The sequence below is a fragment of the Mycobacterium sp. genome (assembly GCF_029961025.1).
Taxonomy (GTDB): Bacteria; Actinomycetota; Actinomycetes; order Mycobacteriales; family Mycobacteriaceae; genus Mycobacterium.
In genome coordinates this window covers 402,570-421,713 of record NZ_JASBVP010000007.1, presented here as the reverse complement: position 1 = coordinate 421,713, position 19,144 = coordinate 402,570, and the positions used below count along the sequence as shown (strand labels likewise).

Genomic DNA, 19,144 nt, shown 5'->3' with positions numbered 1-19,144 from the left:
CGCCAAATCCCCCGGATGGCCAGGCTATTTCACGGCTATTTCACGGCTATTTCACGGCTATTTGACGTTGTTGAACTTGTTGATGGCGTCGTCGAGACGCTCCAGGGCGGCCCCGTAGGCGGCAAAGTCACCCTTCTTTTGGGCCTCGCGCGCCGCGCCGATCGCCGCCTGGATCTCCTTGAGGGCTGCGGCCTTGGCCGGGGACAGCGTAGCCTCCCCGTTGGGCGACGGCGGCACCACCGCGGCCGGCGGCTTGGCACCCGATGCGGTGGCCGGTGGCGGAGCGCCCGACGGCGGGTTCGTCGCCCCCCCGGTGTCGGTGGGCGCGATACCCGCGGCGGTGGCCCCGGCGCCGGGACCAAACAATCCGGTGAGCGCGTCGCTGACCGTGGGGCCGTAGCCGACCTTGTCGTTGTACATCATCGCGACCCGAATGAGGCGCGGGTAGGACGACGCGGCGTCGCTGGCGCCCGGGGATGCGTAGACGGGTTCGACGTAGAGCAGCCCGCCGTGGGCCACCGGCAGCGTGAGCAGGTTGCCCCACCGGATCCGGTTCTGGTTGTCCCGCCCAATCACCCCCAGATCTTGGGACACCGCGGTGTCGGTGGTGATCGCGTTGTTGGCCAGTTTCGGCCCGTTGACCTGCCCCGGAATGGTCAACACCGTGATCTTGCCATAGGTGTCGGGATCCGAGCTGGCACTGATATAGGCGGCCAGGTAATCGCGCTTGAACCGGTTCATCGCGCTGGTGAGCTGATATGACGCCGAATCGTCATCTTTGGCGAGGTTTTTCGCCACGATGTAGTACGGCGGCTGATAGCTGCTGGCGGTCGGGTTCGGATCCAGCGGAACATCCCAGAAATCCGATGTGGAAAAGAACGTCACGGGGTCGTTGACGTGGTATTTGGCCAGCAGCAGTCGCTGCACCTTGAACAGGTCTTCGGGATAGCGCAGATGCTCGGCCAAGTCGGGAGAGATCGCGCTTTTGGGCTTGACGGTCCCGGGGAATACTTCCATCCACGCCCTCAGCACCGGGTCGTTTTCGTCCTGTTGATACAGCGTGACGGTTCCGTCGTAGGCGTCGACGGTGGCCTTCACCGAGTTACGGATATAGGAGACCTGCTTGTTGGGCGCCAGCTGGTTGAGCGCCACCTCGTTGGAGTCGGCGGTGGCCAACGACAGCGAGGTGAGCTCGGAGTATGGATAGTTGTCGAGTGTGGTGTAACCGTCGATGATCCACACCAGTCGCTTGTTGACGACGGCGGGATATACCCTGCTGTCGGTGGTCAGCCACGGCGCCACCGCCTGCACCCGCCGCGCTGGATCCCGGTTGAACAAGATCTTGCTGTTGGCCCCGATCACGTTGGAGAACAAGAAATTGCGCTCGGCGAATTTGGCAGCGAACACGCTGCGCGACAACCAGTCCCCGATCGGGACGCCGCCCTTGCCAGCATAGGTGTAGTTCTTGGTTTCGGTGTTGGTTTCGTAGTCGTATTCGCGGTCGGGGCCGTTCTTTCCGACGATCGCGTAATCCGCAGGGGTGTTGGAGATTACCGGCCCGAAGTAGATGCGCGGCTGGTCCAGCCGCGCCGGGCCGTCGGAGATCACACTCCCGTTGGCGCCGACCACGTTGACCAAAAACTCGGGGTAACCGCCGTTCTGGTTCGGGTCGTTGGCGATACCCCGCACGGTGTTCGCCGGTGACGCGATGAACCCGTTGCCGTGGGTGTATACGGTGTGGCGGTTGATCCAGTCACGCTGGTTGTCGATCAGCCGGTCGGGGTTGAGTTCGCGGGCGGCCACGACGTAGTCGCGCAGGTGGCCATCGCGGTCGCGGTAGCGGTCGATGGACAGCTGGTCGGGGAAATAGTAGAAGTTTTTGCCCTGCTCGAACTGGGTGAACGCCGGGCTGACGATGGTCGGGTCCAGCAGCCGGATGTTGGAGGTGGTGGCGCGGTCGGCGGCGACCTGCTGCGCGGTTGCCTGCGCGTCACCACTGTAATTGCGGTAGCTCACCACGTCGGCGGTCAGCCCGTACGCCTGGCGGGTAGCGGTGATACTTCGGCTGATGTATTCGCTTTCCTTCTGCGCGGCGTTGGGTTTGACGCTGATCTGCTCCACGATCAGCGGCCAGACGGCGCCGACGATCAGCGAGGACAGCAGTAGCAGGACCAGGCCGATAGCAGGAATCCGCAAGTCCCGCCATGCGATTGCAGCGAATACGGCGACCGCACAGATCAGCGCGATCGCCACCATGATCAGCTTAGCGGGCAGTACGGCGTTGATGTCGGTATAGCCGGCGCCGGTGAACGGCTTGCCGTTGCGGGAGTGCGAAAGCAGCTCGTAGCGGTCCAGCCAGTAGGCGACCGCCTTGAGCAGCACCAGCGCGCCGAGCAGGCTCATTAACTGGATGCGCGCCGATCGGGTCAGCATACCGGTACGCCCGGATAGGCGGATTCCACCAAAGACGTAGTGCGCCAGCAGATTCGCAATCAGTGCCAGGAACAGTGCCACGAACAGATAGCTGAGTACCAGTCGGTAGAACGGCAGCTCGAATGCGTAAAAGCCCAGGTCCTTGCCGAACTGCGGATCGCGGATCTTAAAGTCGCCGCCGTGCAAAAACAGCTGAATCCGCGCCCAATAGGTCTGGGCGATGACACCGGACAACAGGCCGATCACCGCCGGTATTCCGAATCCCACCAGCCGCAGCCGCGACATCACGACGGCCCGATACTGCGCCACCGGATCGTTGCCGTTTCCGGGGACGAACACCGGGCGGGTGTGGTATGCCATTGCCATCCCACCGAATACGATGCCGCCGACCGCCAATCCGACGACCAGAAACACCACCAGGCGAGTAAGCAAAACGGTGACGAACACCGAGCGGTAGCCGAGTTCACCGAACCATAGCCAGTCGACGTAACCGTCGATCAACCGTGGTCCTGCGAGTAGCAGCACCAGCGCCACCAGCGCAACACTGACAAGAATCCGGCTGCGCCGGGTAAGCTTCGGCATCCTGGCGGCCGGCCGCATGCCCACTGGCTATACTCCCTGCTTCACAATCATCGATGGTGCCGTCGGCGTTCTATGGACGTTTCCGGGACTTCTGTTATCGACGGTCACCACTGTACGCATCCCGTCGGCGGATCTGCGTCCTGCATGTCCCCGGCGGCTGCCGCGGTCTAGCAGCCCGGGGGTTGGCCGCCCGTGGTCAAGGTGTGCAGTGCGGCCACCGCCTGACCGAGGCTGTCGACCTTGATCAACTGCAGGCCCGGTAGCCGGTCGACGCTGGCCTCATAGCAGTTTTTGGCGGGCACCAAAAACGCCGTCGCCCCGGCCGCGCGGGCGGCGACCATCTTGTGGCCCACGCCGCCGATGGGGCCCACCTTGCCGTCGGCGCTGATCGTCCCGGTGCCCGCGACGACCTTCGACCCGACCAAATCACCGGTGGTGAGTTTGTCGACAACCGCCAGGCTGAACATCAATCCGGCCGACGGCCCGCCGACGTTGGCGAGGTTAAAGTCGATGACGAACGGCGCCCACGGCGCATCCAGAACCGCGATACCCAAAAAGCCATAGTCGCGATCTTTGTTGGCTCCCAGCGTGATCCGTGCAATACCCGGCGGGGCGTTCTTGCGGCGGTAGGCGATCGCCAGCTGCTGGCCCGGCCGGGTGTTTTTCAACAGCGACGTGAACTGGCCCACGGTGGCGACCGGGGTGCCGTCGACCGCGTCCACGGCATCACCGGCCTGCAGCTTGCCCGCCGACGGCCCGGGGTTGTTGACCGCCGCGACGGTGACGGCTTTAGGGTATTTGAGGTAGCCCAGCGCGGCGTACTCCGCGTTGTTCTCGGACTGCTTGAATTCGGCGTTGTTGGCCTTATCGACCTCTTCCCTCGACTGACCGGGCGGATACACCAGGTCGCGCGGTATCAGCTGTTCATTCCCCGACAGCCATAAGGTGAGGGCCTCACCGAGGGTCAGGCCGTCGCGCTGCGACACCGTCGTCATGTCCAGGTGGCCCGACGTCGGATGGGTCTGGATTCCCTTGATGTCGACCACCTGCTTGCCGTCGACCGTGCCGAGGGTGTCGAACGTCGGGCCGGGACCCAACGACACAAACGGCACGGTCACCACCGCGAACAGCACCCCGAAGAGCACGATCGGCACCAGCGCCACCGTCAACGTCAGACTCCGCCTGTTCACGCCGCCAACATTAGACGGCGACGACATCGCCGGGCTGGCTCGTCGACGGTGGCGCCGGGCACGTCATCGCCGCCGGACCCGCATTGCCCGGCCGCCCCGGGTGGCGTTTCCCGGCACCCGCAATCCCGGGAACCCGTTCACTAACGGCATGAGCGTGGATAGCGCGTTCTGCCTTCTTGGTGAGTACCGTTGATGGTATGGCTGAGCTGCCTTTCGGCTTCTCCGGCGGAGACGATCCCGAGCGCGACAAGCCCGGAGACAACGAGCCTGGCTCCGGCCCGTTCGGTTTCGGCGGCGAGTTCAACATGGCCGATCTGGGCCAGATCTTTACCCGCCTGGGTCAGATGTTCAGCGGTGCCAGCACCGTGGTGGCCGGCAAGTCTTCCGGTCCGGTCAACTACGAGTTGGCTCGGCAGGTGGCGTCCAGTTCGATCGGGTTCGTCACGCCGATCTCCGCGGCAACCAACTCGGCGGTCGCCGACGCGGTGCACCTTGCCGAGACCTGGTTGGACGGGGTGACCTCGCTGCCCGCGGGCACCACCAAAGCCGTCGCCTGGACCCCCACCGACTGGGTCGACAACACCCTGGCGACATGGAAGCGGCTGTGCGATCCGATGGCTAACCAGATCGCCACGGTGTGGGCGGCAGCGCTGCCCGAGGAGGCCAAGAACATGGCCGGCCCGCTGGTGGCGATGATGTCGCAGATGGGGGGCGTGGCCTTCGGTTCGCAGCTCGGCCAGGCCCTGGCGCGGCTGTCTCGCGAAGTGCTCACCTCGACCGACATCGGTCTGCCCCTGGGGCCCAAGGGGGTGGCCGCGCTGCTGCCTGAGGCCATCGAATCGTTCGCCACCGGCCTGCAGCAGCCGCGCGGCGAGATCCTGACTTTCCTGGCGGCCCGCGAGGCCGCGCACCACCGGCTGTTCAGCCACGTACCCTGGCTGTCCAGCCAGCTGCTGGGTGCGATCGAGGCCTACGCCAGGGGCATGAAGATCGACATGGCCGGCATCGAGGACCTGGCGCGTGAGTTCAACCCGGCCTCGCTGAGCGATCCCACCGCCGTGGAACAACTGCTGAGCCAAGGGGTGTTCGAGCCCCAGGCGACCCCGGAACAGATGCACGCGCTAGAGCGGCTGGAGACGCTGCTGGCCCTGATCGAGGGCTGGGTGCGAACCGTGGTGGCCGCGGCGCTGGACGACCGGATTCCCGGTGCCGCCGCGCTGGCCGAGACGCTGCGCCGACGCCGGGCCACGGGTGGTCCGGCCGAGCAGACGTTCGCCACACTGGTCGGGCTGGAGCTGCGTCCCCGCAAACTGGGGGAGGCCGCGGTGCTGTGGGAACGCCTGACGCAAGCCGCCGGCGTGGACGCCCGGGACGCCGTGTGGCAGCACCCGGATCTGCTGCCCGAGTCGGCGGATCTCGACGAGCCCGCCGCCTTTATCGACCGAGTCATCGGCGGTGACACCAGCGGTATCGACGAGGCCCTCGCCGAATTCGAAAAGGGCTCCGAGGTCCAGGGCGACCTCGGCGATGACGCGGACTCCCCGGAGAGCTAGCGACGCTGTGGATAATTGAAGCCGGCGGAGGCACCCACGTGGCACAGTCCACACATGTCACCGACCGTCCGGCGCTACGCGCTCGACCCGACTCTGCCGGTGTTACTTCGCCCCACCGGTGCGGTGCAGGTGGGCTGGGATCCCCGCCGGGCCGTGCTGATCCATCCGCCTTCCGGGCTGACGGCGGGCGAGTTGGCCGCGCTGCTGCGTTCCATGCGTACCCCGGCATCGATTACCGAGCTGGCGCGCCGGGCCGCCCATCACGGGGTGATCGACGAGCGGGCGGTCTGCGGCCTGGTCTCGCAACTGGTCGACGCCGGTGTCGCGACCAGTGGCCCGCAGCGGCGCCGTGGGCGGTCGGCGGCGATCCGGGTGCACGGCCGCGGACCGCTGGCGGAGCTGCTGATGCAGGCGCTGCGCTGCTCGGGAGCCCGGATCGGCCAGAGCTACCAGCCCCATGCCGCGGCATCCGCCGGTGCGGCGGATTTAGTGGTGCTGTCGGATTACTTGATCGCCGATCCGCGGGTCGTCCGTGATCTGCACAAAGCGGGGATTGCGCACCTCCCGGTGCGGGTGCGCGACGGAACCGGGTTGGTAGGTCCGCTGGTCATCCCGGGGGTGACGAGCTGTCTCGGGTGTGCGGATTTGCACCGTCGCGACCGCGATGCGGCGTGGCCGGTGGTCGCCGCCCAGCTGCGAGACACCGTGGGGACGGCCGATCACGCCACCCTGCTGGGGACCGCGGCGCTAGCGCTGAGCCAAATCAACCGCGTGATCGGGGTGGTGCAGGGGCGGGCGATGACACCCGATCCGGGGCCGCCGGCGGCGTTGAACGCCACCCTGGAGTTCGATCTCCACGCCGGCACGATCCGCGCCCGGCAATGGACCCGGCACCCACTGTGCCGGTGTTGACATCCCGTGTTGCCAGCTTGATGCGGGCGGCCGCCCAGCCGTGATGGATGATGGGTATGTGACGGACATCAAACGCGGGCGCGCGGCTCGCAACGCGAAGCTTGCCAGCCTGCCGGTAGGCATCGCGGGCCGGGCGGCGCTCGGGTTTGGCAAACGGCTTACCGGCAAGTCGCGGGACGAGGTGACCGCTGAGCTGATGCAGAAGGCGGCCGACCAGCTCTTTACCGTGCTCGGTGAGCTCAAAGGCGGCGCGATGAAGGTCGGGCAGGCGCTTTCGGTGGTGGAAGCCGCCATCCCCGAGGAGTACGGCCAGCCCTACCGGGAAGCACTGACCAAGCTGCAAAAGGACGCCCCGCCGTTGCCTGCGCACAAGGTGCACCGGGTGCTCGACGCCCAGTTGGGCACCAGATGGCGGGACCGGTTCGCCTCGTTCGACGACACCCCGAGGGCCTCGGCCAGCCTGGGGCAGGTGCACAAAGCGGTGTGGTCGAACGGTCGTGAGGTGGCCGTCAAGATTCAGTACCCGGGCGCCGACGAGGCGCTGCGCGCAGACCTGAAAACGATGCAGCGCATGGTCGGCGTCCTCAAGCAACTGGTGCCGGGCGCCGACGTGCAGGCCGTGGTCGACGAGCTGATCGAACGCACCGAGATGGAGCTCGACTACCGGCTGGAGGCCGACAACCAGCGCGCCTTCGCCAAGGCCTATGACAACCACCCGCACTTCCTCGTCCCGCACGTCGTGGCGAGCGCTCCGAAAGTCGTCATCCAGGAGTGGATCGAGGGTGTGCCGATGTCGGAGATCATCCGCAACGGGACCACCGAACAGCGTGATCTGATGGGCACCCGGCTGGCCGAGCTCACCTTCGACGCGCCACGCCGACTGGAGATGATGCACGGCGACGCGCACCCCGGCAATTTCATGCTGATGCCCGACGGCCGGATGGGCGTCATCGACTTCGGCGCGGTCGCGCCGTTGCCCGGCGGATTCCCGGTGGAGTTGGGGATGACAATCCGGTTGGCCCGCGACAAAAACTACGATTTGCTGCTGCCGACGATGGAAAAAGCCGGCTTCATCCAAAAGGGTCAGCAGGTCTCGGTGCGCGAGATCGACGAGATGCTGCGCCAGTATGTCGAGCCGATCGAGGTGGAGGTCTTCCACTACACCCGCGCCTGGCTGCAGCGGATCACCACGCGCCACCTCGACCGGTCGGTGGCGCAGATCAGGACGGCGCGGCGGCTGGACTTACCGGCCAAGCTGGCGATCCCGTTGCGGGTGATCGCGTCGGTGGGGGCGATTCTCTGCCAGCTGGACGCGCACGTTCCGATCAAGGCCCTGTCGGAGGAGCTGGTCCCGGGTTTCGCCGAGCCCGACGCCATTGTCGTCTGAAATCGTCGCCTGAACCGGCCGTCGGCACCGCGCGCGATCACTCCGGGCGTGGTCCGGGCCGGTGCGTCGCCGTGGGGTGACACCGGTCCCGAATGAGCCGCAACACCGCCGACCCGTACCGGTGCAGCTTGTGCGCGCCGATCCCGGGAACCGCGATCAGGGCGGTCTCGTCGGTGGGCCGCAGTTCGGCGAGCGCGGTCAGCGTGGTATCGGTGAAAACGGCATAAGCCGGCACGTTCTGCTGTCTCGCGGTGCGCAGCCGCCATTCCTTGAGCTGGCGCAGCAACGTCTCATCGATGTCGGCGGCACAGGTCTCACACCGCCGGAGCAGGACGGAAGCCGGCGTGTCGAGCGTCTTGTCACAGATCCGGCAGCGTGTGCTGGCACCCCGGCCGCGACCCGGCCGGGGCGCTACCCGGCCGGGGTGGGGCTGGGGGGCGATCCCGTTGAGGAACCGCGACGGCTTGCGGGCCTGCCGTCCGCCGGGGGTACGGGACAGCGCCCAGCTGAGCGCTAAATGCACACGCGCCCTGGTGATCCCGACGTAGAGCAGTCGGCGTTCCTCCTCGACGGCGTCGCTGGCGGCGCCGTGAGCCACCGCGTGCGAGATCGGCAGGGTGCCGTCGGCCAACCCGACCAGAAACACCGCGTCCCACTCGAGCCCCTTGGCCGCGTGCAGGGAAGCCAGCGTGACACCCGCCGCCACCGGCGGGTGTCGGGCGTCGGCGCGGGCGCGCAGCCCGGCCACCAGCCCCGCCAGGTCGAGCTGCGGGTGTTCGGCAGCCTCGTCGTCGACCATCCGGGCCAGTGCGCTCAGCGCCTCCCAGCGCTCCCGGGCCCGAACGCCGGCGGGCTGCTGCGCCGTCAGCCCCAGGGGTTCAAGCGTCCGGCGCACCATGGCGGGCAGGTCGGCGTCGACGCCCCGGTCGCCGCTGCGCTGCGAGGCACGGTGCAAAGCCAGCAGCGCCTGCCGGATCTCCTGACGGCTGAAAAACCCCTCGCCGCCACGCACCTGGTAGCCGATACCCGCCTCGGTCAGCGCCTCCTCGTAGACCTCGGACTGGGCATTGATCCGGTAGAGCACCGCGATCTCTGCCGGCGGAGTGCCCGCGTCGATGAGCTCCTTGATCGAGGCGGCCACCGCGGCGGCCTCGGCGACCTCGTCCGGATACTCGCGGAAGGACGGGGCCGGGCCGCCGGCACGCTGACCCGACAGGTGAAGCCTGCTGCCCGCCATCCGGCCGCGGGCGGCGGCGACTACCCGATTGGCCAGCGCCACCACCTGCGGGGTGGAGCGATAATCCCGCTCCAGGCGCACCACGGTGGCCTCGGGAAACCGTTGGCCGAAGTCGAGCAGGAACCGCGGCGACGCGCCGGCGAATGAGTAGATGGTCTGGTGGGCATCGCCAACCACGGTGAGGTCGTCACGGTCGCCCAGCCAAGCCGACAGCACCCGCTGCTGCAGCGGGGTGACGTCTTGGTACTCGTCGACGACGAAACAGCGATACCGGTCGCGAAACTCCTGGGCGACACCGGGGTCGGTTTCGAGGGCGGCCGCGGTGTGCAGCAACAAGTCGTCGAAGTCCAGCAGCACGACGCCGTCACCGCGGGTCTTCAGCGTTTCGTACGCCGAGTAGACGTCGGCGAGCCGTGCGGCGTCCAGCGATGACGCCCGGCCCGCGGCCGCCGCGGCGGCCCGGTACTGCTCCGGGCCGATCAGTGACGCCTTGGCCCACTCGATTTCCGAGGCCACATCCCGGACCTCGTCGGTGCCCAGGCGTAGCCCCGCCCGGTTGGCGGCCCGCGCGACGACGGCGAACTTGCTCTCCAGCAGTTGCCAGCGGATATCTCCGACCAGCCGTGGCCAGAAGTAGCGCAGCTGGCGGTGGGCGGCCGCGTGAAACGTCAAAGCCTGCACCGCGCCAAGACCGCAGCTGCGGCCCACGGCGGCCTCGAGTGAGCGCAGCCGCAGGCGCATCTCACCGGCCGCACGCTGGGTGAACGTCACCGCGAGCACTTGGTGGGCGGCGATGTGGCCGCCGGCGACGAGCTGGGCGATCCGATGGGTGATGGTGCGGGTCTTGCCCGTTCCGGCCCCTGCCAGCACACAGACCGGTCCGCGAGGCGCCAGCACCGCTTCGAGCTGCCCGTCATCCAAGCCGGCCAGCACGGGGTTTGCGGTCACCGGCATGACGTCCATCTTGGCAGCCGGAGCCGACAGCCCGCGGGTAAGGGTTCGGTGAGCGTGGCTTAGGGTGTCTCGTGATGACCGAGGCTGTCGTTACCGTCTACACCACATCGTGGTGTGGCTACTGCAAACGGCTGAAAACGAGCTTGAAAGCCGCCGGAATCCCCTTCGACGAGATCGACATCGAAAAGGACACCGCCGCAGCAGAATTCGTCGGCTCGGTCAACGCCGGAAACCGCACGGTCCCGACGGTGCGGTTCGCCGACGGGTCGACGTTGACCAACCCCACCGCCCGCGAGATCGAGGCCAAGCTGGCCCGGCTGCGCGGCTAAGGCTGAGCCGTTTCGCGGTCCATCGCCGCCCACGACTCGATGATCGCCCGGGCGATCGACGCCACACCCGGCAGCCGAAGCCCCGATTCCGAGGCGCTGCCCCAGTCACCGGCGTCGAGGGCGGCGCGCACTTCACCCCGGGTGAACCACGCCGCCTCGGCGATCTCGGCGTCGTTGAACGAGAACCCTTGGTCCGGGTCGCCGATCGCATGGAAGCCGATCATCAGCGAGCGCGGGAACGGCCAGGGCTGGCTGCCCAGGTAGCGCACGTCGCGGACGGCCAGGCCGATTTCCTCCCGGACTTCGCGCACCACGCAGGCCTCCAACGACTCGCCGGGCTCGACGAACCCGGCCAAAAGCGAGAACCTGCCCGCGGGCCAGGACCGCTGGCGGGCCAGCACCGCGCGATTGCCACCGTCATGGACCAGGCAGATCACCGCCGGGTCGATACGCGGGAACTCCTCGTGCCCGGTGATCGGGTTAGTCCGCGACCAGCCGGCCCTGGTCGGTGTCGTGGGCAAGCCGTCCACGGCGGAATACCGGGCGCTGTCATGCCAGTTCAGCAGCGCCACGGCCGATGCCACCAGTTGGGCGCTGACATCGTCGAAGAGCTGGCCGGCGCGCCGGATGTCGGCCACCTCGGCGCCCATGTCGCCCTCCCCGGGCGCAGCCACCGGGCTGCGGACGGCCCAGACATGGCGGCCGCCTTCGATCCGCCCCAAAAACACCGCCTCCGGGGGTGGTTCGTCGGCCACCTCGATCGCGGGGTCGAGGACCACCCGCCCACCCGCGACCAGCACCTGGTTTCGGGAATCCACCCGCAACACGGCCGCCTGCGCCCAGCCGGCGGCGGTGGCCTGCGCATCGGTACGCAGCTGGCCGGCGCGGTCCGCCCCGACGCGGGACAGCAACGGCACGCTTTGTAGCCGAAAGTCCATGTCAGTAACTTCCGCCGCGGAGGTAGAGCAGCCGATCGCCGGCCTCGATGGCGGTGAGCTGGGGCGCGTCGGCACGCAGCAATTGACCGTCGCGGACCACGGCGAGCACGATGTCGCGCAGTGCCCGCGGCGATCCGCCCACCTCGGTCGGTTCGACCGGACGTTCGGCAAGGGCAAATCCGGCCTCGGGCGTCAGTAAGTCGTCGATCATCCGCACCACGCTCGGGGTGGTGGTGGCGATGCCCAGCAACCGGCCTGCGGTCTCCGAGGACGTCACCACCACGTCGGCGCCCGACTGGCGCAGCAGGTGCCTGTTGTCACCTTCCCGGACGGCCGCGATGATCCTGGCCCCGGGCGCGACCTCCCGGGCGGTCAGGGTGGCCAGCGCCGCGGTGTCGTCGCGGCCGGTGCAGACAATGATCGCCGCGGCCTGCGGGCCGCCGGCGAGCCGCAGGACGTCGGATCGAGTGGCGTTGCCGTGGATGGTGACCAGGCCGGCCGCGTTGGCATGGTCGAGTGCCGCCCGGTCCACGTCGACCACGACGATGTCGGAGGGCTTGACATCGTCGCCGAGCATGGCGGCGATCGCGGTGCGGCCCTTGGTGCCGTAGCCGACGACGACGGTGTGGTTGCGCATTGTCCTCCTCCATCGCCGGATCTTGAGTGCTTGCCGCTGACGTTCGGCGAGTACCTGCACGGTGGTGCCCACCAACACAATCAGGAATGCCACCCGCAGCGGAGTGATCAGCAAGATGTTGATCAGCCTTGCGGACTCGGTGATCGGGGTGACATCGCCATAACCGATCGTGGTCAGCGACACGGTGGCGAAGTACACGCAGTCCAGCAGCGACAGCGGTTTACCTCGCACGTCGGTGTACCCGCCACGGCCGAGGTAGACGACGACCGCCGTGAACAGCAACGCGAGCACCACGACGCCCACCCGCCCCCAGATGGCGCGTGTAGGGTCCCGACTCTGCGGAATCCGCAGCACCCCGACCAGTGCGTAATCGGGCTGGGCGGTCAGAGACTCGTCAAGACCCCCTGGTGGCGATTTAGGTCTGAGCATGGCGATCCGTCATCGGTGTGCGGTGCACGACACCATGTAAGCATCATGACCGCGACCGACCTCCGCCCCACGCAGCGACTCCGGCACCGGCGCCCCGGCCGGTGCTGCCGGTGCGGGCCGCCGCCAGCAACCCCGCCAGCTCGTCGGGGCCGGGCAGCACGTCCGGAACCACCGTGATTCCGCTGCGAACATAGTGGAACGCGGCGCGCACCAACGACTCCGGGCAGCCGCACAGTGCAGCCCAGGCCAAACGGTAGACGCCCAGTTGGATGGCGGCCGCCCGCATCGCGTCCCGGCCCGCCGGCGGCTCGCCGGTTTTCCAGTCCACCACGGTGACCCCGCCATCCGGCTCGGCGAAAACCGCGTCGATGCGTCCGCGCACCACGGTGTCTCCGATCGGCATCTCGAACGGCACCTCCACCGCGACCGGCGTGCGGGCCGCCCACTGCGAGCCGGTGAACGCCGCCTGCAACGTCGCGAGCTCCTCGCAGGTCGACCGCTCCGGGTCGCTGTCCGCCGCGCCGGGCAGGTCGTCGAGCTCGAACAGCCGGGCGGTACCGTAGAACTGCTGCACCCACTCATGGAAAGCGTTGCCCAGCACCGCATTGGGATCTGGACACGTGGGCAGCCGATGTATCAGGCGCGGCACCGCGCCCACCGGGTCGCGGGCCAGCTCCACCAGGCTGCTCACCGCCAGCTGGGTGGGCAGCGCGCGCGCAGCGGGCGGTGCGGCGCGGGGCCGTTCGGCCAGCAGCGCATCGACGTCAACCGCCCAGCCGTCGGTCCCGGTGGGCGGCGCCGGGGGCTCGGCCGACAGCGCCGCGGCGACCAGCGCCGCCCCGCGTTCCACGTCGTGGCGGCGCGCCCCCAACGGGTCGGCAGGCCACGTCGCCTCCACGGCAGTGTCGCGCAGCGGGTTCTCGTCACCCGCAGCAGGTGGCGGCGCCCATTGCTCCACCACCCCGCAAGGCCGACCGGCCGCCGCCGAGCGGTCGATGACGTCCTTGAGCTCGCCCAGGAACTCCGACGGGCCCCGCGCTTTGATCCCGGTGGCGCCCCAGTGATGGCCGGACAGCAGCAGCGTGTCCTCCGCCCGGGTGATGGCTACATACAACAGTCGCCGTTCCTCATCGGCCCGCCGCTGCTCGAGCTGGTGGCGGTGTGCGGAGATCTTGTCGCACAGCTGTTTTCGATTGCTGACGTCCGACGTGTCCAGAACCGGTACGCCGTGGGCGTGGGCCGACGCGCGGTCACCCCGCAGCAGCGGAGGCAGGTCGGCGGGGTCGGTCAGCCAGGTGCGGGCCGGTGCGGTGCTCGGGAACACCCCGGCCGAGAGATGCGGCACCGCCACCACTTGCCACTCCAAACCCTTGGCCGCGTGCACCGTGAGCACCTGGACCCGATCCCGGGCGGCGGCGAACTGAGGGCTCGGCAATCCATCCTCGACCATCGCCGCGGCGTCCAGGTAGGCCAGCAGGCTCGCGGCCGAGGGCCCGGATCCACCGTTGCGGGAGGCCCGCTCGGTGTAGGCGCCGACCACGTCGGCGAACGCCTCGAGGTGTTCGGCGCCGGTCCAGTCCGCGGGTCCCGGGTGCGCGGCGCGCACCTCGCAGTCAACGCCCAGCATCCGGCGCACCTCGGCGACGAGGTCGGGCAGCGGCTGACCGAGGCCATGACGCAGCGCGCTCAGTTCCCCGGCCAGCGCCCGGATGCGCCGATATCCCGCGGCGGAATACCGGCTGGCCGGCCCCGGATCGCTGAGCGCGTCGGCCAGGCATGGGACTTCGGCACCCGAACCGGATCGGGCGGCAATCCATTGCGGGGAAGGCATCGCGGGGGAAAGCATCGCGCCAACGGGTTTCTCGCCGGCAAGTTCCCGAGCGCGCTGCCACAGGGCGGCGATGTCGCGGGCGCCGAGGCGCCACCTCGGGCCGGCGAGCACCCGCATCGCCGCGGCACCGGCGGTCGGGTCGACGGCCACTCGAAGCATCGCCACCACGTCGGCAACCTCGGGAATGGACAGCAGCCCCGCCATCCCCACCACCTCCACCGGGATGCCGCGGGCGTGCAGCGCCCGGGCCATCGGGGCGGCTTCGCTGTTGCGCCGCACCAGCACGGCGGCGGTGGGCGGGCTGACACCGTCGGCCGCGGCCCGCCGGTAGCGCTGCTGCAGGTGATCGGCGACCCACTCGCGTTCGGCCCGCACGTCGGCCAGCAGCGCGCAGCGGACCGTGCCGGGTGGCGCGCCGACACGCGAGCGCAGGGCATGCACCGCGACCGCGCGTCGCCGCGCCGGGGCCGAGACGGCGTTGGCCACCTCGAGGACTTCCGGCGGGTTGCGCCAGCTGGTGCGCAGCTCCAGGACCGGCGCCGGGGTACCGTCCGAGCGGGGAAAGTCGGTGGAGAACTGCGGCAGGTTTGTGGCCGAGGCGCCCCGCCAGCCGTAGATCGACTGGATCGGGTCACCGACGGCCGTCAGCGCCAACCCATCATCGGCGCCGCCGCCGAAGAGCGACGACAACGCGACGCGCTGGGCGTATCCGGTGTCCTGGTACTCGTCGAGCAACACGACCCGGTAACGCTGCCGCAGCTGCTCCCCGACCTGGGGAAACCCCGACGCCAGCCGGGCCGCGGACGCCATCTGCAGACCGAAGTCCATCACTTTCTCGGCGCGCATCCGGCGCTGCAGCGCATCCAGTAACGGCACCAGCGCGGCACGCTCGGTCTGGGCGGCCAGCATCCGCAGCAACCACTGGCTGGGGCCGCTGCGCTGGTGCGGACCCGCCGGCAGGGTGTGCACCAATCGGTGGAGCTCGGCATCGGTTTCCCGCAGCCGGTCGATGTCAACCAGGTGTTCGGTGAGCTGACCCCACAGCCGCAGCACCATCGAGGTGACCGCGGCCGGTGTTTTATCCGTGCGCAGCTCACCGCGGTACCCGCTGACCACCTCGAAGGCCAACTGCCAGAGCTCGGTCTGGCCCAACAGCAAGGTGTCGGGCTCGATGGCCAGCAGCAGGCCGTGGTCGCGCAGCAACGCGCCGGCGAAGGCGTGATAGGTGGCCACCATCGGGCTGCCCGCCGGCTCCGCGGCCGGCCCGGGCGGGCCGTTCCCGGCCAGGGCGGTGCCGGCCAGTCGGGCGAGCCGGGACCGGACCCGGCGCAGCAACTGCCCGGCGGCCTTCCGGGTGAACGTCAACCCCAGCACCTGACCGGGCTCGGCGTAGCCGTTGGCGACCAGCCACACGACCCGCGCGGCCATCGTCTCGGTTTTGCCGGCACCGGCACCCGCGATCACCACCAGCGGGCCGGGGGGCGCGGCGATGATTGCGGCCTGTTCGGCGGTGGGCTCGAAAAGACCCAGCGCGTGGGCCAGCTCGGCCGGACTGTAACGCGGCGGTGGGATGGTCATCGGTCCCCCGATCCGGTCACGGTGTGGGCCGGACAGCTTGGCCGGATCGGGCAGTGCACACAGCCCTCGTTCACCCGGGCCGGGAAGTGTGGCCCGGCGCTCCCGGCGGCCGCTTGCCCGACCAGCGCGCGCCATTCCTCGCGGGCCGCCGGTGTCAACGGGTCTTGCTCGCGTTCGGTGGCGCCGGCAGCCCCGCTTGCGGCGAGATAGACCAGACGTGCGCCACCCGGCTCCTCGCCGAAAGGCAACAACCCCTCGGCCACCGCCAGCTGATAGGCCCCCAGCTGAGGGTGCCGCTGCGCGTCTTGCCGGCTGATCGGCGTCTTACCCGTTTTCACGTCGACGACCACCAGCCGGCCCGCCCGGTCGCGCTCTAACCGATCGATCCGGCCACGCAGCCGGACCGGCGGGCCACCCGGTGTGTGGATGACCCCGTCGACGTCGACCTCGACGCCCTCCTCAACCAGCTCGTGGCGGGTCTGAGAGCGCCATTCGAGGAAGGCCTGGATCATGCCCCGGTAGCGGGCCAGCTCGTTGGCCGCATACCACGGCGCGTCGTAGGGCAGGTGGTGCCACACCCGGTCCAGCTCGGCCAGCAGCGCGGCCGGGCTGCCGGCCGGCCGGGCCACCAGTGCGTGCAGCAGCGAGCCGGTCATCGAACCCAGATCCGCGCCGTCGGTACCGCCGTGGCATTCGGCCAACCAGCGCAGTGGGCAGTCGAGGAGCGTTCTTAGGCTCGACGGGGTCAACGTGACACCGTGATCCGCGCCGCGCCATAACGGCTCGACGGTGCTGAGCGGGATCAGGCCGTGCCATCCGGCAGGGTCGGCACCCGGTACGCCGGCCCGGGCCAGCCGCGCCAACTGCGTCGCGGCACGGCCGCGATCGGCCTCGTCCACGGTGCCTTCCGGCGCGCACACCACGGCGCGTAACCGTCCCACCACCGCCGGCGCCGATAGCACGTGCGGCGCGGCAACCGGTCGAAGCGTGTCCGGATCATCATCGCCGCCGGCCCACTGCGCGATCTCGAAGAACAGCGCCGAGGGCAGCGCGGCCCCGACCTCACCGTCTGCGGCTTCTCCCTCGACGGCGGTCACCAGCAACCGCCGGCGCGCTCTTCCCATGGCCGCGATCAGCAGTCGGCGCTCCTCGGCCAGCAGCGGCGCGCGCATCGAGGCTTCCCGGCTCACCCCGTCGAGCACATCCAGCAGCAACTGGGTGCCCAGCACGCCACCGCGCGGAACGGTATTCGGCCACAACCCGTCCTGCAGTCCGGCGATGACCACCAAATCCCATTCGTGTCCCAGCGCGGCGTGCGCGCTGAGCAGGGTGACATGCTCCGCGGGTGCCACCGGATCGGGGCTGACCGGGGGCAGCTGCAGCCCGATGACGTGCTCGAGCAGTCCGCTCAGTGAGGCGCCGGCCGTGCGGGAAACATACCGATCGGTGACGGCGAACAACGCGCTCACCGCGTCCAGGTTTCTGGCGGCTTGGGCGCCCTCCGGTCCGCCCCGCCCACTGGCCGTCAACCAGCGGCGCTGCAGACCGGATCGCCGCCACGCCGCCCACAGGGCGTAACGCGGGTCCAGGCCGTTTTGGTGACAGCCGGCGGCCGCGTCCAGCACGGCACGCACCCGACGCAGCGGGCGCGCCTGTGCCGGCGGCAGCCGCGCGGGCGGGTCGCCGGAGAGCGCCTCCACCAGCAGGTGCCCGAGGTCATCGGGGGCGCGATCGGCGGCCTCCCGGCGCAGTGTCCGCCACAGTTGCCGCAGCGCCACCGGATCGACACGCCCGATCGGACCGGTCAGCAGGTCGAGTGCGCGCTCCGCGTCGAGCCCATGTGCAGTGACCGCCAGCACCGTCAGCAAGGCCCGTGCCGCGGGTTGCTGAGCCAACGGGACACCGTCCGCCGGCACGGCCACCGGGACACCGGCCGCGGCCAGCGCTCGCCGCAACCGCGACCCCACCCGCGGCACCGATCGGACGATGATCGCCATCTGCGACCAGGGCATCCCGTCGATGAGGTGCGCGCGCCGCAGCGCGTCGGCGATCAGCGCCGCCTCCGCCGGTGCCGAGGCCGCCAGGCGCGCCGTGACCGATCCGTGATCGGTTCCGGTGCCGTCGATACGCCTGCCGGCGCCGCTACCGGGAAGCCGGCTCGCGACCCCGCTGATGACGTGCGCCACCGCGGGCGCGCAACGATGGGACACCGTCAACGTCACCGCGGGGGTGTCATCGGCCAGCAACACGGCCGGTTCGGCCCCCCGAAAGCCGAACACCGCCTGGTTGGGATCTCCGGCGACCAGGGTCAGCTCGGTGCCGGCCGCCAGCAGGCGAACCAGCTGGGCGGCCTGCGGATCCAGCTGCTGGGCATCGTCTATCAGCAGAACCCGGATCCGGGAGCGCTCGTCGGCCAGCAGCTGCGGATCGGCCGCCAGGGCATCCCCCGCCGCTGCGACGAGTTGGGCGGCACCCAACGCCGGGGTGCTGGCCTGCGGGGCCGCGGCTCCCACCGCCGCCCGCAACAGCATCACCTGCTCGTACTGCTGCGCGAACCGGCCTGCTGCCGTCCACTCGGGATGTCCGCATGATCGGCCCAGTCGCTGCAGTTCAAGCGGGCCCACCCCGCGTTCGGCGCAGCGTGACAGCAGGTTTCGCAGCTCGGTGGCAAAGCCCGCCGTGCCCAGGGCGGGGCGCAGCGCCACCGGCCAGGTGACCGCACCGTCCGCTACGTCGCCGGCGAGCAGCTCCCGGATGATGGCGTCCTGCTCGGAACCGGTGACCAGCCGCGGCGGCCGCTCGCCGCGGCGCTGAGCGGCCCGGCGCAGCACCGCGTAGGCGTAGCTGTGCACGGTGCGCACCAACGGCTCCCGGATCACGGTGGGTTGCGGGCCCCCCGGGCGCGCGGCCAACACCGACGTCGTCCATGCGCTGCGGGCCCGGGTGTCGAGCCGGCCAGTGCCGGGGATCAGCAGGGTCGATGCCGGGTCGATGCCCGCGGCGATCCGGGCAGCGACGGCGTCGACCAGCAGGCTGCTCTTCCCGGTGCCGGGGCCTCCCAGGATGCGTATCCGCCCGCGCAAACCCGGGTCCAGCACGGCCCGCGCCGGAAAATCCCAAGTGCGTTGCATGCGGGGATCACACCACGAGGGTC

Annotated in this window: 11 protein-coding genes; 4 read left to right on the top strand and 7 right to left on the bottom strand. The window is 69.5% G+C overall.

All coding sequences use genetic code 11. The features are described 5' to 3' along the window. Positions 1-57: 57 nt before the first annotated feature. Positions 58-3,039 carry a UPF0182 family protein gene (locus QJR12_RS11665; RefSeq protein ID WP_300582196.1) on the bottom strand — a complete coding sequence of 994 codons (2,982 nt, stop codon included), beginning with the start codon at positions 3,037-3,039 and terminating at the stop codon, positions 58-60. A 143-nt stretch (positions 3,040-3,182) separates the two neighbouring features. Further along, positions 3,183-4,205 carry a PDZ domain-containing protein gene (locus QJR12_RS11660; protein WP_300582193.1) on the bottom strand — a complete coding sequence of 341 codons (1,023 nt, stop codon included), beginning with the start codon at positions 4,203-4,205 and terminating at the stop codon, positions 3,183-3,185. 179 nt (positions 4,206-4,384) lie between these two features. Here QJR12_RS11660 and QJR12_RS11655 point away from each other — a divergent pair, with 179 nt between their 5' ends. Genes QJR12_RS11655 through QJR12_RS11645 form a run of 3 tightly spaced genes read left to right on the top strand, consistent with a single transcriptional unit; the run spans position 4,385 to position 8,057 of the window. Further along, positions 4,385-5,758, top strand: coding sequence for a zinc-dependent metalloprotease (locus tag QJR12_RS11655; protein ID WP_300582191.1), 1,374 nt, complete (start codon positions 4,385-4,387; stop codon positions 5,756-5,758). A 54-nt stretch (positions 5,759-5,812) separates the two neighbouring features. Continuing rightward, the gene (locus tag QJR12_RS11650) at positions 5,813-6,670 is read left to right on the top strand and encodes a cyclodehydratase (protein WP_300582189.1); all 858 of its coding nucleotides are present in this window, start codon (positions 5,813-5,815) and stop codon (positions 6,668-6,670) included. A 43-nt stretch (positions 6,671-6,713) separates the two neighbouring features. After that, complete coding sequence (locus QJR12_RS11645; protein WP_300582186.1) at positions 6,714-8,057, top strand: AarF/UbiB family protein; 1,344 nt, start codon at positions 6,714-6,716, stop codon at positions 8,055-8,057. Between the two features lie 37 nt (positions 8,058-8,094). Here the strand turns inward: QJR12_RS11645 and QJR12_RS11640 are convergent, their stop codons facing one another. Continuing rightward, a complete protein-coding gene (locus QJR12_RS11640) occupies positions 8,095-10,248 on the bottom strand; it encodes an ATP-dependent DNA helicase UvrD2 (protein WP_300582184.1) in 2,154 nt (717 codons plus the stop codon). Positions 10,249-10,322: 74 nt separating this feature from the next. Between QJR12_RS11640 and QJR12_RS11635 the strand changes: the two genes are divergently transcribed. Beyond that, entirely contained in the window at positions 10,323-10,577 is a 255-nt protein-coding gene (locus tag QJR12_RS11635; RefSeq protein WP_300582181.1) for a mycoredoxin, read from the top strand. Here the strand turns inward: QJR12_RS11635 and nudC are convergent. Genes nudC through QJR12_RS11615 form a run of 4 tightly spaced genes read right to left on the bottom strand, consistent with a single transcriptional unit; the run spans position 10,574 to position 19,121 of the window. Beyond that, positions 10,574-11,515, bottom strand: a complete 942-nt coding sequence (nudC, locus tag QJR12_RS11630) for an NAD(+) diphosphatase (RefSeq protein ID WP_300582178.1) — start codon at positions 11,513-11,515, stop codon at positions 10,574-10,576. The two genes, QJR12_RS11635 and nudC, sit on opposite strands and share 4 nt — an antisense overlap. Before the next feature lies 1 nt (position 11,516). Beyond that, positions 11,517-12,581 carry a potassium channel protein gene (locus QJR12_RS11625; RefSeq protein WP_300582176.1) on the bottom strand — a complete coding sequence of 355 codons (1,065 nt, stop codon included), beginning with the start codon at positions 12,579-12,581 and terminating at the stop codon, positions 11,517-11,519. 43 nt (positions 12,582-12,624) lie between these two features. Next, positions 12,625-15,990: an ATP-dependent DNA helicase gene (locus QJR12_RS11620; RefSeq protein WP_300582173.1), complete on the bottom strand. Its 3,366-nt coding sequence runs from the start codon at positions 15,988-15,990 to the stop codon at positions 12,625-12,627. Continuing rightward, positions 15,987-19,121 carry an ATP-dependent DNA helicase gene (locus tag QJR12_RS11615; RefSeq protein ID WP_300582170.1) on the bottom strand — a complete coding sequence of 1,045 codons (3,135 nt, stop codon included), beginning with the start codon at positions 19,119-19,121 and terminating at the stop codon, positions 15,987-15,989. Before QJR12_RS11615 ends, QJR12_RS11620 begins: the two co-directional genes overlap by 4 nt. Positions 19,122-19,144: the final 23 nt, after the last annotated feature.